The 15,427-nt window shown below is 66.3% G+C and carries 11 protein-coding genes; 1 reads left to right on the top strand and 10 read right to left on the bottom strand.

The genetic code is table 11. The features are described 5' to 3' along the window. Positions 1-95 precede the first annotated feature (95 nt). The 3 genes from VGK32_11600 to VGK32_11590 form a co-directional block, all read right to left on the bottom strand. Complete coding sequence (locus tag VGK32_11600; protein HEY3382406.1) at positions 96-1,619, bottom strand: aromatic amino acid ammonia-lyase; 1,524 nt, start codon at positions 1,617-1,619, stop codon at positions 96-98. A 136-nt stretch (positions 1,620-1,755) separates the two neighbouring features. Continuing rightward, on the bottom strand, positions 1,756-3,756 hold the full coding sequence (locus tag VGK32_11595) for a hypothetical protein (protein ID HEY3382405.1): 2,001 nt from the start codon (positions 3,754-3,756) through the stop codon (positions 1,756-1,758). A gap of 148 nt (positions 3,757-3,904) precedes the next feature. Further along, positions 3,905-4,417, bottom strand: a complete 513-nt coding sequence (locus tag VGK32_11590; GenBank protein ID HEY3382404.1) for a putative metal-dependent hydrolase — start codon at positions 4,415-4,417, stop codon at positions 3,905-3,907. Between the two features lie 210 nt (positions 4,418-4,627). Here VGK32_11590 and VGK32_11585 point away from each other — a divergent pair, with 210 nt between their 5' ends. Further along, complete coding sequence (locus VGK32_11585; protein HEY3382403.1) at positions 4,628-6,313, top strand: alpha-L-arabinofuranosidase C-terminal domain-containing protein; 1,686 nt, start codon at positions 4,628-4,630, stop codon at positions 6,311-6,313. A gap of 182 nt (positions 6,314-6,495) precedes the next feature. Here the strand turns inward: VGK32_11585 and VGK32_11580 are convergent, their stop codons facing one another. The 7 genes from VGK32_11580 to speY form a co-directional block, all read right to left on the bottom strand. After that, positions 6,496-8,430, bottom strand: coding sequence for an NADH-dependent [FeFe] hydrogenase, group A6 (locus tag VGK32_11580; GenBank protein HEY3382402.1), 1,935 nt, complete (start codon positions 8,428-8,430; stop codon positions 6,496-6,498). 15 nt (positions 8,431-8,445) lie between these two features. Further along, positions 8,446-9,648: an NADH-ubiquinone oxidoreductase-F iron-sulfur binding region domain-containing protein gene (locus VGK32_11575; GenBank protein HEY3382401.1), complete on the bottom strand. Its 1,203-nt coding sequence runs from the start codon at positions 9,646-9,648 to the stop codon at positions 8,446-8,448. Positions 9,649-9,677: 29 nt separating this feature from the next. Continuing rightward, positions 9,678-10,109, bottom strand: coding sequence for an NAD(P)H-dependent oxidoreductase subunit E (locus VGK32_11570; protein HEY3382400.1), 432 nt, complete (start codon positions 10,107-10,109; stop codon positions 9,678-9,680). A gap of 91 nt (positions 10,110-10,200) precedes the next feature. Further along, the gene (locus VGK32_11565) at positions 10,201-10,581 is read right to left on the bottom strand and encodes a response regulator (protein HEY3382399.1); all 381 of its coding nucleotides are present in this window, start codon (positions 10,579-10,581) and stop codon (positions 10,201-10,203) included. Between the two features lie 385 nt (positions 10,582-10,966). Continuing rightward, on the bottom strand, positions 10,967-12,829 hold the full coding sequence (locus VGK32_11560; protein HEY3382398.1) for a GAF domain-containing sensor histidine kinase: 1,863 nt from the start codon (positions 12,827-12,829) through the stop codon (positions 10,967-10,969). 119 nt (positions 12,830-12,948) lie between these two features. Next, entirely contained in the window at positions 12,949-14,091 is a 1,143-nt protein-coding gene (locus VGK32_11555; GenBank protein ID HEY3382397.1) for a type III PLP-dependent enzyme, read from the bottom strand. Positions 14,092-14,115: 24 nt separating this feature from the next. After that, the gene (speY, locus tag VGK32_11550; GenBank protein ID HEY3382396.1) at positions 14,116-15,327 is read right to left on the bottom strand and encodes a deoxyhypusine synthase; all 1,212 of its coding nucleotides are present in this window, start codon (positions 15,325-15,327) and stop codon (positions 14,116-14,118) included. Positions 15,328-15,427 lie beyond the last annotated feature (100 nt).

Below are 15,427 nucleotides of genomic sequence, written 5' to 3'. Positions count from 1 at the left end.
CACGAACGCCGGTCGTCCTCCTGGCCTGCTTCAGCACCATCGGAGCCGAACCGTAGCTGGCCCATGTATTGATGGGCGCGCAGTGGCGCGGTCCGCTACGCCAGCGGGCCCACGAGCGCCTCTACTTCCTCCAGGATCTCGCACGACTCGACGAGCCGCTTCATCGCGTTGTGGTCGTCGAACAGCGGCCGGTCCACCTCGAGGTGTTTCACGTGGCGGCGGATGACCTCACGCGCCTTCTGCGTTCCTTTGCCCGGCGTGAACTTCCGGAAGTCGAGCCCCTGCGCGGCGGCCATGAACTCGATGCCGAGCACGCCGTACGCGTTGTCGAGAATCTGGCCGTTCTTGATGGCCGTATTCATCCCCATCGAGACGAAGTCCTCCTGGTCGGCCGCGGCCGGTATCGACTGGATCGATGCCGGCATCGACAGGATCCGCTGCTCGACGATGAGCGAGTCGGCGGTGTACTGACTGAGCATCAGGCCGGAATAGAACCCCGGCTCATGCGCCAGGAAATCCGGAAGGCCCGCGGAGAGCGCCGGATTGGTGAGCCGGTTCATCCGGCGTTCGGACATCACCGAGACCATCGTGATGGCGGCGCCGGCCATGTCCATCGGGAGCGAGACGGGCGAGCCCTGGAAGTTCGCGCCGGTCAGCGTCAGCTTCAGTTCGGGGACGAAGATCGGGTTGTCGCCGACACCATTCAACTCGATTTCCACCTGCGACCGCGCGTAGGCGAGCGCGTCGCGTGCGGTGCCGATGACCTGCGGGGTGGACCGCATCGAGTAGGCATCCTGCACCTTGGTCTTCACCTTGCCGGTCGTCAGGTCGGACCCGGCAATCACCGCCAGGATGTTCTGCGCCGAGGTGATGGCGCCGTGGAAGCCGCGCAGTTGGTGAAGCTTCGAGTTGTAGGGCTTCAGGTTGCCGAGCAGCGCTTCGATCGACATCGCCGCCGCGATGTCCGCCTGCTTCAGCCAGCGCTCCATGTCGTACACGTGCAGCGCCGAAATTGCGGTGAGCACGTTGGAGCCGTTGATCGCCGCCAGGCCGTCGCGTGCGTGCAGGCCGGGAATCGGGATGCCCGCGCGTTCCATCGCCAGACGGCCGGGCAGCCGCTCACCCTGGAAGAACGCCTCGCCCTCCCCCATCAGCAGCAACGCCGCCTGTGCCATCGGCGCCAGGTCGCCGCACGCTCCCACGGACCCCTTCTGGCACACCACCGGGGTCACGCCGCGGTTCAACATCTCCACCATGGTCAGCGTGATGTCGGGGCGGCACGCGGAGTTGCCGTGCGCGTGCACGTTGATCCGACCCGTCAGGGCCGCGCGGACCGATTCGATCGGGAGCGGATCGCCGATGCCGGCCGCATGGTTGTAGACCAGGTAGCGCTGGAACTCCTTCACCTGATCGTCGGTCAGGATCTTCTCGGAGAACTCGCCAATCCCGGTGTTGGTGCCGTACATGATTTCGCGGGCGGCCAGCTTCTCCTCGAGCATCGCCCGGCACACTTTGATGCGCTCGAGCGCTGCCGGGTCGAGCGTCACCAATTCGCCGTGCCGCGCAATCTTCACCAGTTTCTCAACGGTCAGGCCCGAACCGTCCAATACGATCGCCATGATGAGTCCCTGCAGAAAGAGTCAGACAGATCCGGCCCGAACTCGAACGCCCGACGCCGGGGAAAAGGCACCGCATCATACGTCGCCAGGTACGGGCAGGTAAAGAGACCGAACAGGCGTGACCACAGGGGCGGTCCTACTCGCGAAGCAGGTCCGCCCCCCCCCCCGCCGCACCCTCCGCGAGCGTGTCGAGCGGCGTGCGATAGAGATCCCGGTTGGCCGCCTGACCCACCTTCTGGAGGTTCAGCACGCGAACCGCGAAGTCGATGAGCGCCGGACTTGCTCGCTCGCGGTTCACGATCACGTACCCGATCCGTGCGCGCCGGATGAACCGCCGGCCGATCGGCTCGAGCCGTGCGGCGGCATCTGGCTCGAGCACCCGCCCTTCGCTCAGAGCGATGAGCGCATTCAGCACCGGTCGCCGTCGGATCTCGCCGACACGCTTGGTCGAGACGCGCGACAGGTATCCACCGATGATCGCCTTGCCGTGGTGCGTCTGAAAGAACTGCGAGGACGTGCTGAAGCTGCCGACCGACCCCAACCCGTCGCGGACGCCGAAGGGCAGTTCGAGGACACGCATCGGGCGCGGGCCGCGGGCAATCGTGTCGTAAATCGACGGGATCTCGGCCGACGCCAGGGGCCGCGGCGCGGGACAGAGTTCGATCACCAGCAACGTGCCGATGGCGGCGACGATCTGCAGGCGCCGGCGCGGATAGCGCTCGAGCAACGCATGGAGCGCCAGGCCGAAGATTACCGCGACCGCCAGCACGACCAGAACGGCGAATCGCGCCGGCACCCTCGCGCCGCCAATCAGGGGCACATACCGCAACAGCGCCCAGGGCGTGGGAATCGACGTGTTGAAGCCCGCGACCGTCACGAACGGGCCGAGCGTCAGGCTGATGGCCAGTAGCGCCAAGCCGCACCAACGGGCGGGCGGACGAAACCCCGCGAAGCGCACGGCCAGCGCCATCGTCAGAAGCGCCACGATGGTGACCGACGCGGTGTTCTCGACCATTCCGCCCTGCTGCCTGCTCAGCCAATCGGCCGTCATCGGGCCGAGCCAGGCGTTGTTCGGGTTGGGCGCGAAGAACGACAGGACGTCCACCCCAGGGGTACTGGAGCGCCAAAACACCGTCGGCGTGACGTACCGGCCGTCCAGCACGCGCAGAAGCAGCGCGTGGAGCAGCGGGGCCAGGAGGCCGATCGCCGTCACGAGGCCGTAGGGCGCCAGTCGAACGAGCGGCATCCAGTGCAACGACTCCCGCCAAGCGAAGCGTGGGCGCACCGCCATCCACATCCAGGCCAGGCAGGCACACGTGAGCGCGAGGACCGGCGTGTAGGTCGTCTCGAGGCCGATCCGCACGGCCCCGACAGTCACGACGAATCCACCCGTCAGCAGAATGCTCGCCAACAACAGGGCCAGCACGCCCATCACCACCTCGAGCGCCCGACCGAACCCTCCCCGCGGCCGCTGCCAGTCTCCGACGTGCACCGCCAGCATCCGCACGGTCAGATGGAAACCCGCGATCACCAGGCAGTAGACGCCGTAGTACGGATCGCAGATCGTGGCCCAGGCCAGCGTCGCTCCTCCGGCCACGGCCCACCGGCGGCGCCCGGTGGACTCCATGTTCAGCAGACACAGGACGAACAGGGGCAGCGGCGCGGCCGCCACGAGACTGGCGTGAGCGGTCGACCTTGCGACGAGTGTCGGCGAGAAGCCGAACAACAGCCCCGCCAGCCAGGCACACGCGGTCGAACCGGTGACCCGCCGCGCCAGCAGGAACATCATCGTCGCGTTGAGGACGAGGAGGGCGAGGTACAGAACGTTGAAGGTGGCCACCACCCCGAGGATCGGCAGGATCGGAGCGGCGAGCAGATCCGCGAATATCGTGTAGTTGTGGAGGCTGAGGTCGGTGGGCGACTCGAGCGAGAACACGGCCGACGTCACGAGCGGCGAATGGCCCCGCGCGAGTTCGTGCCGAAAGACCCAGAGGTTCCACACGTAGAGACCAATATCCCCATCCGTGGCTCCGGGCAACCGGGATCTCAGATACAGCGGCAACGGCCACGTGAAGGCCAGGCTGGCGGCGACGTACCCGAGCACGCCTGGGACGAAGGAACGCCAGAACCGCATCATCTCGTTCGGAGTCCAGTGGGGGGCACGGGAGGAGCACGACGTCCGGGTCGTACCGGCGAGGCGCGACGAGACGGAGCTTATCACATCCCTTCGATCCCGGCCCTCCGCGACCTGGATCGCGAGCGCGGGCGGGTCCACCGATCGCACCCTACGGTCGTCCCAACTCCGCCGACAGCGCAATGTGGGCGAGGTGGTGACGGCAGTGCCATGCATAGAGGCGGGCGGTCCGTTCGAGCGACATCTCACCGCGGTCGGGGTGCACGAAGACACGCGCGAAGTCCTCCGGCGACATCGCCCGCATCAGCGCCGCCCATCGCTCGTGGATCCCCGTCACCAGGTCCACCGACATGTCGATGGGGCCGCCTTTCGCGTCGGGCAGCTCGGCCCACTTCTTCTCGTCGTACGGCTTGATCGTCGGCCGGTCCTCTGTGAGCGCGAGGCGGAACCGAGCGTAGCAGTTCAGGTGGCTGTCCGCGACATGATGCACCACCTGACGTGCCGTCCATCCCCCGTCGCGATACGGCGTCGTCAACTGCTTCATCGTCAACCCGGCGACCGCCTTCCGCAGTTCGGTCGGAAACGTGGCCAGCATCGCGACGATGTCGGGAAGCGGTGTCGTATCGCGCGGGTCGAACTTGCCAATCGGATATCGCGGGTCCATCTGTCCTCCTCGATGATGAACATATCAGAAAAGACCGAGCCGGACGCAGCTCCCGCTTTGTGCGTCCTCCACCTCGCGTCACGAAGCGGACCCTCCACTTTCGCCCTCGACGTCTCTCGGTTCGGGCTATGATGTCGGCCATCCTGGAGGCAGCAGATGCCCTCGCACCAATGAGGGTTGCCCGGGATGAGTGATGTACTGGAGGTCGAGATGCAGCGACGCAGTTTCCTGAAGACCGCGGCGATGGGCAGCCTCGCCTGGTGCGCAGGGCCCGCGACCGACCGCCTGTCGGCGGCCGCTGGTGTCGCCGCCAGCCAGGGTGGATCGTCCGAAGCGGGCATCGAGATCCTGCCTGGCGAGGCGATCGGCGTCATCCGTCCGGACATCTACGGTCATTTCGTCGAGCACCTGGGCGCCGTGGTCTACGACGGGATCTGGGTCGGTGAGCAGTCGAAGGTGCCGAATATCGGCGGCTTGAGGAAGGCGCTCGTCGAGGCGCTCCGCGCCGTCAGGCCTGGCGTCATTCGGTGGCCCGGCGGCTGCTTCGCGGACAGCTACAACTGGCGGGACGGCATCGGCCCGCGATCGCAACGGCCGCGCCGCGGGAGCTTCTGGGCAGACGACTCGGCGTGGCCGCCTGGCTGCCCGGACGGTCCGTGGAAGTACGAAACGAACGAGTTCGGGACGAACGAGTTCGTGCGGTTCTGCCGCCTCGTTGGCGCCCAGCCGTATTTCGCGGCGAACGTGCGCAGCCTGTCCCCGAAGGACTTCTACGAGTGGATCGACTACTGCAATGCGCCGGCCGGCGCGACGACGCTGGCCGCGTCGCGGGCGGCCACCGGGGATCGCGACCCGCTCGGCGTTCGCAACTGGGGCGTCGGCAACGAGTCCTGGGGCTGTGGCGGCAACTTCCGGCCCGAAGAGTACGCTGCCGAGTATCGCCGCTTCATCGAGTGGGTGCCGCGCTTCGGTCAGAACCTGACGTTCATCGCGTCCGGTCCAAACGGCGGCGACCTCGAGTGGACCAGGCGGTTCTTCGCTGCCATGCGCGAGCGGCGAAGCCTCGGATCAGTCGCCGGCTGGGCCCTGCACCACTACTCGTGGAACGTCAGCGGAGGACGAACGCAGGACTGGTCCAAGGGCAAGGGTGCGGCCGTCGGCTACCCCGTCTCCGAGTGGTTCGAGCTGCTGAACGAAGCCAACCGAATGGAGACGCTCATCGCCGACCACTGGGCGGCGATGGGCGAGGCGGACCCACAGCACCGCGTGAAGCTCGTCGTGGACGAGTGGGGCGCGTGGTACAAGCCGGGCAGCCAGGTCGATCCGACGCACCTCTTCGGCCAGCAGTCCACGATGCGGGATGCGGTACTGGCGGGACTGACGCTCGACACGTTCAACCGGCACGTCGACAAGGTGATGATGGCCAACGTCGCGCAGCTCGTGAATACGCTGCACGCGCTCTTCCTGGCCCACGAGGACCAGTTCCTCGTGACGCCGACCTACCACGTGTTCGCGATGCATCAGGCGCACCAGGGCGGCCGCGCCGTCCGGTCGGTCTTCACGGCGCCCCCGGCCAGCTACGCCGAGAACGGACGCTCCGTGGCCCTGCCTGGCCTCGCCGGCTCGGCATCGCTGCACGACCGGCGCCTGGTGTTGACGGTAACGAATCCGGATCCGCAGCAGGCCCGCGAGGCGGCGATCACGGTACGGGACGCGAAGCCGGGGGGCGTGCGGGTGACGACGCTCGTCGCCGGGTCGATCCAGACGGTGAACACGTTCGATCGACCCGATGCGATCCGCCCGGTCGAGAAGACGCTGGCCGCCACGCCGGGCGGGCGTCTGACGCACACGTTCCCCGCCGCGTCGGTGACGAAGCTGGAGATGGATTTGACGTAGGTTGACAGCCGGCACGCGGGCCGGGGCCGCGGCGGCCGATGAGCGGCGTACAGCACACGGGGCGGCCCTCGTGAGCCGCCCCGTATCGAGTCGTGGTCTTCCGCGAGCCCGCCTTCGCGGCTGTCTTGCTCGATGCCGCTTCGGCGTGGCGAGCCCGCCTGGCCGCCTGTCTGCCTCGGCGCCTACCCGATGAATTTCCCCCGCGGCGTGTAGTGCGTGTGCAGGAGGTCGTGCGACAGGTGGCCGCACGGCCCCTCGGTCAGGAACTCCGCGTAGATCTTGAGCACGGCCGGGTTCTCGTGCGACTTGCGGACCTCGCATGCCGTGTCTTCTTCGTAGATCGCCCGCGCCCGCGCCTTGCGAATCTCGGGCGAAGTCGGGATCGGCTGGCCCCCGCCGCCGATGCAGCCGCCCGGGCAGCCCATGAACTCGATGAAATGACACTGCGAGAACTGGCCGCCGGCCTTGATGTTCTCCATCACCCTTTTTGCGTTCGCCGTGCCGTGCGCCACCGCTACCTTCAGCGTGGCCCCCTTCAGGAAGTCCCAGTTGGGGATGAGGTGCTTGAGGAGCGGGATAACGTCGGGGCTGACCTCCGGAATCGGCAACTCGACGTATTTCACGCCGTCGAAGCCCCGCAGCGGAATGATGTCTGCGTGGTCGAACAGGCTTTCGACCTTCTTGCCCGTCACCAGCTCGATCACCGTCCGCAGCGCCGCCTCCATGACGCCCCCCGTGGCGCCGAAGATCACGCCGGACCCGGTCGCCGTGCCAAACGGATCGTCGAACTCGCCCTTCGACATGTCGGGCAGATGGATCCCGGCTTCCTTGATCATCTGCGCCATCTCGCGCGTCGTGAGGCCGTAGTCCACGTCCTTGAAGCCGCTCGAGTCCATCTCCGGCCGATTGCACTCGAACTTCTTGGCCGAGCAGGGCATCAACGCGACGGTCACGATGTCCTTCGGGTCGAGGTTGTTGAGCTTGGCGTAGTACGTCTTGATGACGGCGCCGAACATCTGCTGCGGACTCTTCGCCGTCGAGAGGTTCGGGATGTACTCCGGATAGAAGTGCTCGAGGTACTTCACCCAGCCCGGTGAGCAGCTCGAGAACTGCGGGAACGCGACCGCTTCCTTCTTCACGAGGGCCTTGTGCAGGCGGAGCAGCAGCTCGGTGCCCTCTTCGATGATCGTCAGGTCGGCGGTGAAGTTCGTGTCGAACACCTTGTCGAAGCCGCACAGCTTCAGCGCGGTGTTCAACTGGTAGGTCATCGGAATACCCGGCTCGAGGCCGAAGCACTCGCCGATGCCGGCCCGCGGGCTCGGCGCCGTCTGGATGACGACGTGCTTGGTCGGGTCGTCGATCGCGCGCCAGACCTCGTCGGACGTGTCGTTGGCGTGCAGCGCGCCGGTCGGGCAGCGGTTGATGCACTGCCCGCAGTTGATGCACACCACCTCGCCGAGCGGCTTGTCCAGGTAGGTGGCGACCCTTGTCTGGTCGCTGCGGCCGACCGTCTCGAGCACGCCGACCTCCTGCACGTCGATGCAGGTGCGGACACAGCGGCGGCACAGGACGCACTTGTCCATGTCACGGATGACCGAGTAACTCGATCGGTCGATCGGGAACCGCGACTCGGTCGGGTGTCCGAATCGGTAGAAGTCGACGCCGTATTCCTTCGACAGCGACTGCAGCTCGCAGTTGTTGTTTCGCTTGCAGCTGTAGCACTCGCCGTAGTGCTGGGACAGCAGCAGGTCGATGATGTGACGCCGGGCCTGCCGCACCTTCGGGGTGTGCGTCTTCACCTTGAGCGGCGCGGTCACCGGGTACGCGCACGCCGCCTGGAGCGTCCGCTGGTTCTCCACTTCGACGACACAGACGCGGCAGACGCCGGCGACGCACAGATCGGGATGATGGCAGAGCGTCGGAATGCGGATGCCGAGCTGCTTGGCGGCTTCGAGCACCGTGGTGCCGAGCGGCACCTTGTGATCCCTGCCGTCGATGGTGATCGAGACCAGTCCACCGATGTAGCCGGTCGAATCGCCGCTCGTCGTCACCTGCTTGCCCCGCTGGCTCACAGGCGCCCGCGACGTGTCGAAACACTGGTTCTTGTCAGCGCTCATGGTTCGTTCTCCGGCTCAGTGGACCAGCGTGCGGCCCATGATCTCGTCCTTGAAATGCTTCACGATCGACACGAAGGCGTTCGGGCTCGACTGCCCGAGGCCGCATTTCGACGCCAGCTGCATCGTTTCGCTCAGCCCCAGCAGCTCCTGGACGTACTGCATCGAGCACTCGCCGCGCTCCAGCAACCCGACGCCCTCGAGGAGTTTCGCGTTGCCGACGCGGCACGGTGTGCACTGGCCGCACGATTCCTCGACGAAGAACTCCATGAAGTTCTTCGCCACCTCCAGCATGTCGCGTCCGGGCCCGAACACGATGATCGAGCCGCCGGTCGAGATGTCCTCGAACGCGATGCGCCGCGAGAACTCGGAGGCCGGGATGCAGTGGCCCGACGCACCGCCGACCTGGACCGCCTTGGCGCCCTCGCCTCCCACCTTCTGGAGGAGTTCCGCCACGCTGATCCCGAGCGGGAATTCGTAGACGCCCGGCTCGCGGCAGTCGCCCGACACGCTGAACAGCTTGTACCCCGCCGACTTGTCGGTGCCGATCGACTTGAACCAGTGGGCGCTGCGGCTGAGGATGCACGCCGCCCAGGCAAGCGTCTCGACGTTGTTGACGATCGTCGGCTGGCCGTCAAACCCGGTGTCCACCGGGAACGGCGGCCGGTTGCGGGGCTCGCCGCGACATCCCTCGAGCGACTCGATGAGCGCCGTCTCCTCGCCGCACACGTAGGCGCCGGCGCCCATGTGAATCTGGATATCGAAGTCGAAACCCTCGCGGCCCGCAATCGCCGTGCCGAGGAGCTTCTGATGGCGCCGACGCTGGAGCACCGCGTCGAGATGCGGCCGCATGTAGACGTACTCGCCGCGGAGGTAGAGGATGCCGAGCTTCGCGCCGACGGCCAGCGCGCCGATCGTCATGCCCTCGAACACGAGGTCGGCGTGCTCGAGGAGGATCACCCGATCCTTGAACGTACCCGGCTCGCCCTCGTCCGCGTTGCACACGACGTATTTGTTGCCGCCCGCCTTGACCTTGGCCGCCGCCGCCAGGTTCCACTTGGTCCCGGTCGGGAAACCGGCGCCGCCCCGGCCGCGGAGGCCCGAGGCGCTGATCTCGGCGATGATGTCGGCACGGCTCTTCCCGAGCGCCGACTTCAGGCCGGATTCCGGCTCGATACTGTCGAAGGTGAACGGCGTCTTCTTGCTGCTCACGGGGTTCATCGCTACCTGCCCTTCGAAGGGATGTGAATCTAGGCGTGAGCGGCCTGGCGCGCGTGGGCGCCGAACGTCCGCTTGCACTCGTCGATGATTTCGTGCACGCGCTCCGGCGTGACGCGCGTGAATATCCGGTCGTTCACGAGCAGCGCCGGGCCCTGGTCGCACATGCCCAGGCAACTCGCCCACTCGAGGCTGAACCGCCCGTCAGCCGTCGTCTCGCCGAACCCGATCCCGAGGTCGTTCTCCAACTGGCAGGCCACGCGCGACTTGCCCGCCAGGTCGCACGAGACCGTCTGGCACAGCCGGAACACGAACCGCCCCCGGGACTCCTGGCGGAGGAACGCGTAGAACGACGTCACGCCGTAGACCTCCGCCGGGTGGATTCCGAGCTCGTCGGCGATCACCTGCATGGCGAAATCGGAGATCGTCGCGTGGTTGCGCTGGAGCTCCTGAAGGACGGGGATCAGAGCGTTCCGCGCCCGCCCATGGCGCTCGACGAGAGCCCGGATTTCATCCTGCACTCGTTGCTGCTGCCCTACTAGCATGGTCGTCTCCCTATTCCTTGTTCTTCGCGAGCAACTCGTTGACCTTCTTCAGCAGCGCTTCCGGCTGGATCGGTTTCTCGAAGAACGCGTCCACCGGAACCAGTTCCTGGTCTTCGTCGTAGGTGAATCCCGTCACCTTGCCGACGCTCGTCAACATCAGAATCGGCGTCTCGCACCCCTGGCGGCGCAGTTCCTGCGCCATGGCGATCCCGTCATCGGGCTGCTCCATCATCACGTCGAGAATGATGAGGTCGGGGTTGCCGCTCTCGATCGCCGCCATGCCTTCCTCACGGCTCGACGCCGTCAGCACTTCGTGCTGTTCCCTCTTCAGGAACAACCCGGTAGCGAAGGTAATGTCGGGGTCATCGTCCACGATGAGGATCTTGGCCATGACGTGCTCCCTCTCTCAGATCGTTATCGGCCGCTGCGGAAGGCCCGGAGTCGGCAAGCCGGGACGCATGCCCGGCCGCAGGAAGTCAGACCGCAGACAGTCGGCTATTGCTGCGCCGACGTGGAGGCCGCTGGCGGGTTTGTGAAGGATGGCACAAGCATCTGTGCCACTTTTCACAGTTCGGCATTCTATCCGGTGGTTCGTCGGAACGCAACCCTTCGACTCGCCTGCTCACACAACCCCTTCATACCAACGAGACCAACCCGATGGCCATCACTGACGCGCCCATGCCGGAGTTCGACCACGAGACGGGCGGGACGAGGCGGATCCTCGAGCGCATCCCCGACGGCAAGACCGACTGGAAGCCGCACGCGTCGTGAGGTCGCTACAGGCGGGCCAGCTGCAGGGACCCCGCGGGGGCGAGCGGGAGGGTGACGGTGAACGTCGTGCCGTGGCCCTCCGTGCTCTCCACGTCGATCCGGCCCGCGTAGCGGCCCACCAGGTCCTTCACAATCGCCAGGCCGAGGCCCGTCCCGGCTTCTTCGAGCGCCTTGGCGTTCTTCGCCCGGTAGAACTCCTCGAACAACCTCGCCAGGCCGTCGGTTGGAATGCCGATTCCCGTGTCTGCGACGACCAATTTCGCCGACTCGCCGTCGCGTGCGAGCGTGATCCGCACTTCGCCGCGCGGCGTGTACTTGACGGCATTGCCCACCAGGTTCGTCGCGAGGCGGTCCAGATCAACCGTGTCGGCCCACAGCTCGAGCGGCTCGGCTGCCAGGTCCGCCACCAGGCCGACGCCCTTTGCGGCCGCCTGGGCCTGAAACCGCTCACACACCTCGGCAATCGTCGGCGCCAGGCGGACCAGCCGCCGCTCCGCGTGCTTGACGTGCGCCTTGCCGGCAGCGAGATCGAGCAGATCGTTCACCAGGAGTTGCAGCGCCTGCACGCGTCGAAGCGCCCGTCGGATCACGTCGGCGTGCTCGGGCGCCAGTGCTCCCGCGTAGCCGTCGGCCAGCGCGGTGAGCAGGCTCTCCATCACGTTCACCGGTGACCGTAACTCGTGGGTCGCCGTCCGGACGAACCGCGATTTCTCACGGTCCAGCTCCTCGAGCATCCGGTACGCCTGTGCATTCTCGATGGCCACTGCACCGTGGCCCGCGACGAGTTCGAGGAAGGCCGCGTCGTCCTCGCTGAACCGATGCCCTTCGCCGCCGTACGCGCGGAGGACGCCGAGTGGTCCGCTCTTCCCGGCGAGCGGCACGCTGAGCATCGACTCGATCCCTTCCTTGCGCACCCGATCTGGCTGCCAGATGCGCGGGTCCTCGGCAGCGTCGTTCACGAACAGCGGCTCGCCGGCCAGCGTCGCCTGGTCGAGCCGCGCGCGGCGGAAGTCCTGCGGCACCTTCTCCAGGTACTCGTCGCTCAACCCGTACGTCGCCACGAACGCCACCTGTCCGCGTTCGCGGTCGATCAACCGGATGGCGGCACCCTTGCACGCCAGTACGCGGGTGGCCGACTCCACCAGGCGGCTCAGTACCGTCTGCAGGTCGAGCGTGGCCGTCGTGTCGCGGACGCTCTCGTAGAGCCCGCTCACTTCCCGCTCGCGCCGCCGCAGCCGGACCGCGATCGACATCGACAGGTAGGCCAGCACGTAGCAGGCCACGGTGAAGAAGAAGAGGGCGCTGAAGACGTAGACCAGGTTGCGATGCCGCGGCGGGACGAACACCGCCACGTGTGACACGACGCCCGTGTATTCGAGCAGTGCGAGGAGCGCCACCAGGGCGGGCGCCATCGTGAGGTAGAAGAGGAGGCGGGCATGGGGCAGCAACAGCGCAGCGATCGTGATGTGGAACAGGAAGAACACGATCACGGGGCTCTCGATGCCGCCGGATAGCGCCGTCAGGATGGTCATCGCCAGCCAGTCGAGCACGATCTGGGTTCGCGCGAACACCTCGTAGGCGCGCGTCGAGTCCGGCAGTCGGCGCCCGAGGTACTCGAGCCACCAGCGGAGCGCCGCGTTGTAGGCCAGGATGAACAGCCCGGTGCGGAACAGGGCGAGGCCCGGAATGTCGAGTTGGAAAACGTACTCGGCAACCGCCGTCGCCACGAGCACGCCCAGCCCAGCCAGCCACCGCATCGCCACCAGCCAGCCGAGGCTGTTGATCAGTTCCTGCTCGGCCAGCGTACGCCGGCGCGGGTCGGACTCCGCCGGTTTGACCGGGAGATCGGCTGGAGCAGGCTGGGTCATGTAGCACGTAATCTGAGGTGTGACCGCACCAGCTGTCAAGTGCCGCGTGGTGCATCATCACGCCGCCGAGGGCGTCACCACCGGTCTCGAGGGTTGGGACCGCGCAGGTTCGCGGCCCGCTACTGGTTGACGTGCACGACTTTCGCAGGAGCGAAGCCGTTGAACCACGTCGCGGAGGCGTTGCTGTAGGCGCCGATGTCCTCCGAATACACCAGGTCGTCGAGCTGCAGTTCGGGTAGCGCCTCCGACTGCGAAATCGTGTCGAGGCCATCGCACGTCTGACCGAACACCGCGCACACCTCCGTCGGACCCTTCCGGAGTGACTTGAAGTGGTACGGGCAGTGGTCGAAGATGATGCCCGAGAACGTGTGGTACACGCTGTCGTCGATGTAGTAGCAGGCCCTCCCGTCACGCACGGCTTTGCCGATGACCGTGGCAATCGACGTCACGGCCGTCGCGACGAAGAAGCGGCCCGGCTCGGCGATGATCTCCATCGTCTTCGGGAACAACCGGTCGATCTCGGCGTTGATCCTCTTCGCGAGGCTGCTGAACGGCGCGACGTGCCGGTTGTAGCGCACGGGGAAGCCACCGCCGATGTCGAGGATGTTCAGGTCGAATCCGCGCGACTTCGCCTCCTCCATCACGGCGGCCGACATGTTCAGCGCCTGGACGAAGTTCTCGAAGTTCGTGCACTGGCTGCCGACGTGGAAGCTCAGTCCCTCGACGACCAGACCTGCCTCGCGCGCTTCCTCGATGAGCGCCACGGCCTCGCCTGGTTCGCAACCGAACTTGGATGACAGCTCGACCATCGACCCGGTGTTGGGCACGCGGATGCGGACCAGCAGGCCGGAGTTCGGCGCGTGTTCCTGCAGTTTGCCGATCTCCGCCCTGTTGTCGAACGTCACCAGCGGCTTGTACTTGTTGAGTTCCTCGAGCGTCTCCTTGGCCTTCACCGGGTTCGCGTAGACGATCTTGTCCCACACGAAGTCCTGTCGCTCCTTGGCCGGGCGCCGCCGGATCAGCTCGTAGACGAGCATGAATTCCGGGAACGACGCCACGTCGAAGCTCGCGCCGGACTTGTAGAGCGTCTGCACGATCTCGGGCGCCGGGTTCGCCTTCACCGCGTAGTACGCCTGCACGCGGGGCAGGTGCCGCTTGAAGGTGGCGTAGTTCTGCCGGATCGCGTCGTGGTCCACGACCACGAGCGGCGTGCCGTGCTCGGCAGCCAGGGACTGGAGGTGCTTGGGAGAGATCTTTGACATGGACTCCTGACTCCTGGCTCCTGACTAGTACTTCGGCTCCGAGCCGTCGAGCATCTTCACCTTGTTGTGCTTGAAGTACTCCTTCGTGAGCGCCTTCACCATCGCCGGCCGCGCGTCGTACAGGCGCCGCAGCGTGCGCCGCTTGTGCGTGGCGAGCGCGTAGTGCGTCAGGATCGGCATTGCAATCGTCGTGTCGGTGTAACACACGACCGCGTCGGGCAGACGATCCGGGTCCACCTTGCCCCAGCTCACCGCCTCGCTCGGTGTCGCGCCGCTCAGCCCGCCGGTGTCGGGCCGGGCATCGGTAACCTGCAGGAAATAGTCCTGGCCGTATTCCTTGATGCGGAGCACCTCCTGGATCTGCGGCTCGGTCTGCAGCATGAAGTTCTTCGGGCTGCCGCCACCCCACAGCACCACGGCGCTCTTTCCGCCCGACCGCTTCGCGGCCAGCACGAAGGCCGTCGTCTCGTTCACGTCGATCGCCGGATTCATGCGCAGCTTGTTGCCGCGAAGCTCCACGCCGGCCACGTTCATGCCGATCGTCGAGTCGCCTGGCGACGAGGTGTAGCACGGAACCCCGGCGCGGTACGCGGCGGCCAGCACCGAGACATCCTTCAGGCCGGCCTTGCGCTCCCACGCCGCGGCGTACTTGCCGAGCAGGTAGTGCAGTTCCGCCGTGCCCATCTCCTTCTGGAATTCCTTCTGGACCAGGATGTTGCGCAGCGTCTCGTCGGTCGCCATCAGGCAGTCGCTGTAGCCCATCAGGACGTCGTAGACGCGGACGATGTCGTTGTCGCGAAGGTCCGTGTCGTCCATCTTGAAGCTGCCCATCCGGATCGGGTAGTTCAGGGCAAAGTGCAGGTCGTGGTAGAGAATCGCACCCGTGGATACGATCCAGTCCACGAAGCCGGCCTTGATGAGCGGCACGATCGACGAGCAGCCGAGGCCCGCGGGCGTCAGCGCTCCCGACAGGCTCATGCCGATGGTGACATCGGGCTCGAGCATCTTCGCCGTGAACAACTGGCACGCCTCGCGCAGCCGCCCCGAGTTGTACGCCAGGAAGGCGTCGTCCACGAGATCCGAGAGCCTTTCCTTGCCGGTCAGGTTCTTCGGCAGGACCCGCTTGCCGGACATGTACTGCTCCCGGTTCGGGCACTTCTTCTTCTTCATCCACTCGGGTGTTTCCGAGAGGTCAGCGCGGTAGCGACGGTGAGATGCAGTCTGCTTCTTGGCCATGTGATCAATCCGCTCCGGACGTGAAAGTGAGTTGTCACATTATAGAGGAAGGTGCTGCAGGTGCCCAGGGTGCTGGGGGTGCTGAGGGTGCGGTGCTGCA

The sequence above is a fragment of the Vicinamibacterales bacterium genome, from assembly GCA_036504215.1.
Lineage (GTDB): Bacteria > Acidobacteriota > Vicinamibacteria > Vicinamibacterales > Fen-181 > FEN-299.
This window is presented reverse-complemented; position numbering and strand designations above follow the sequence as displayed.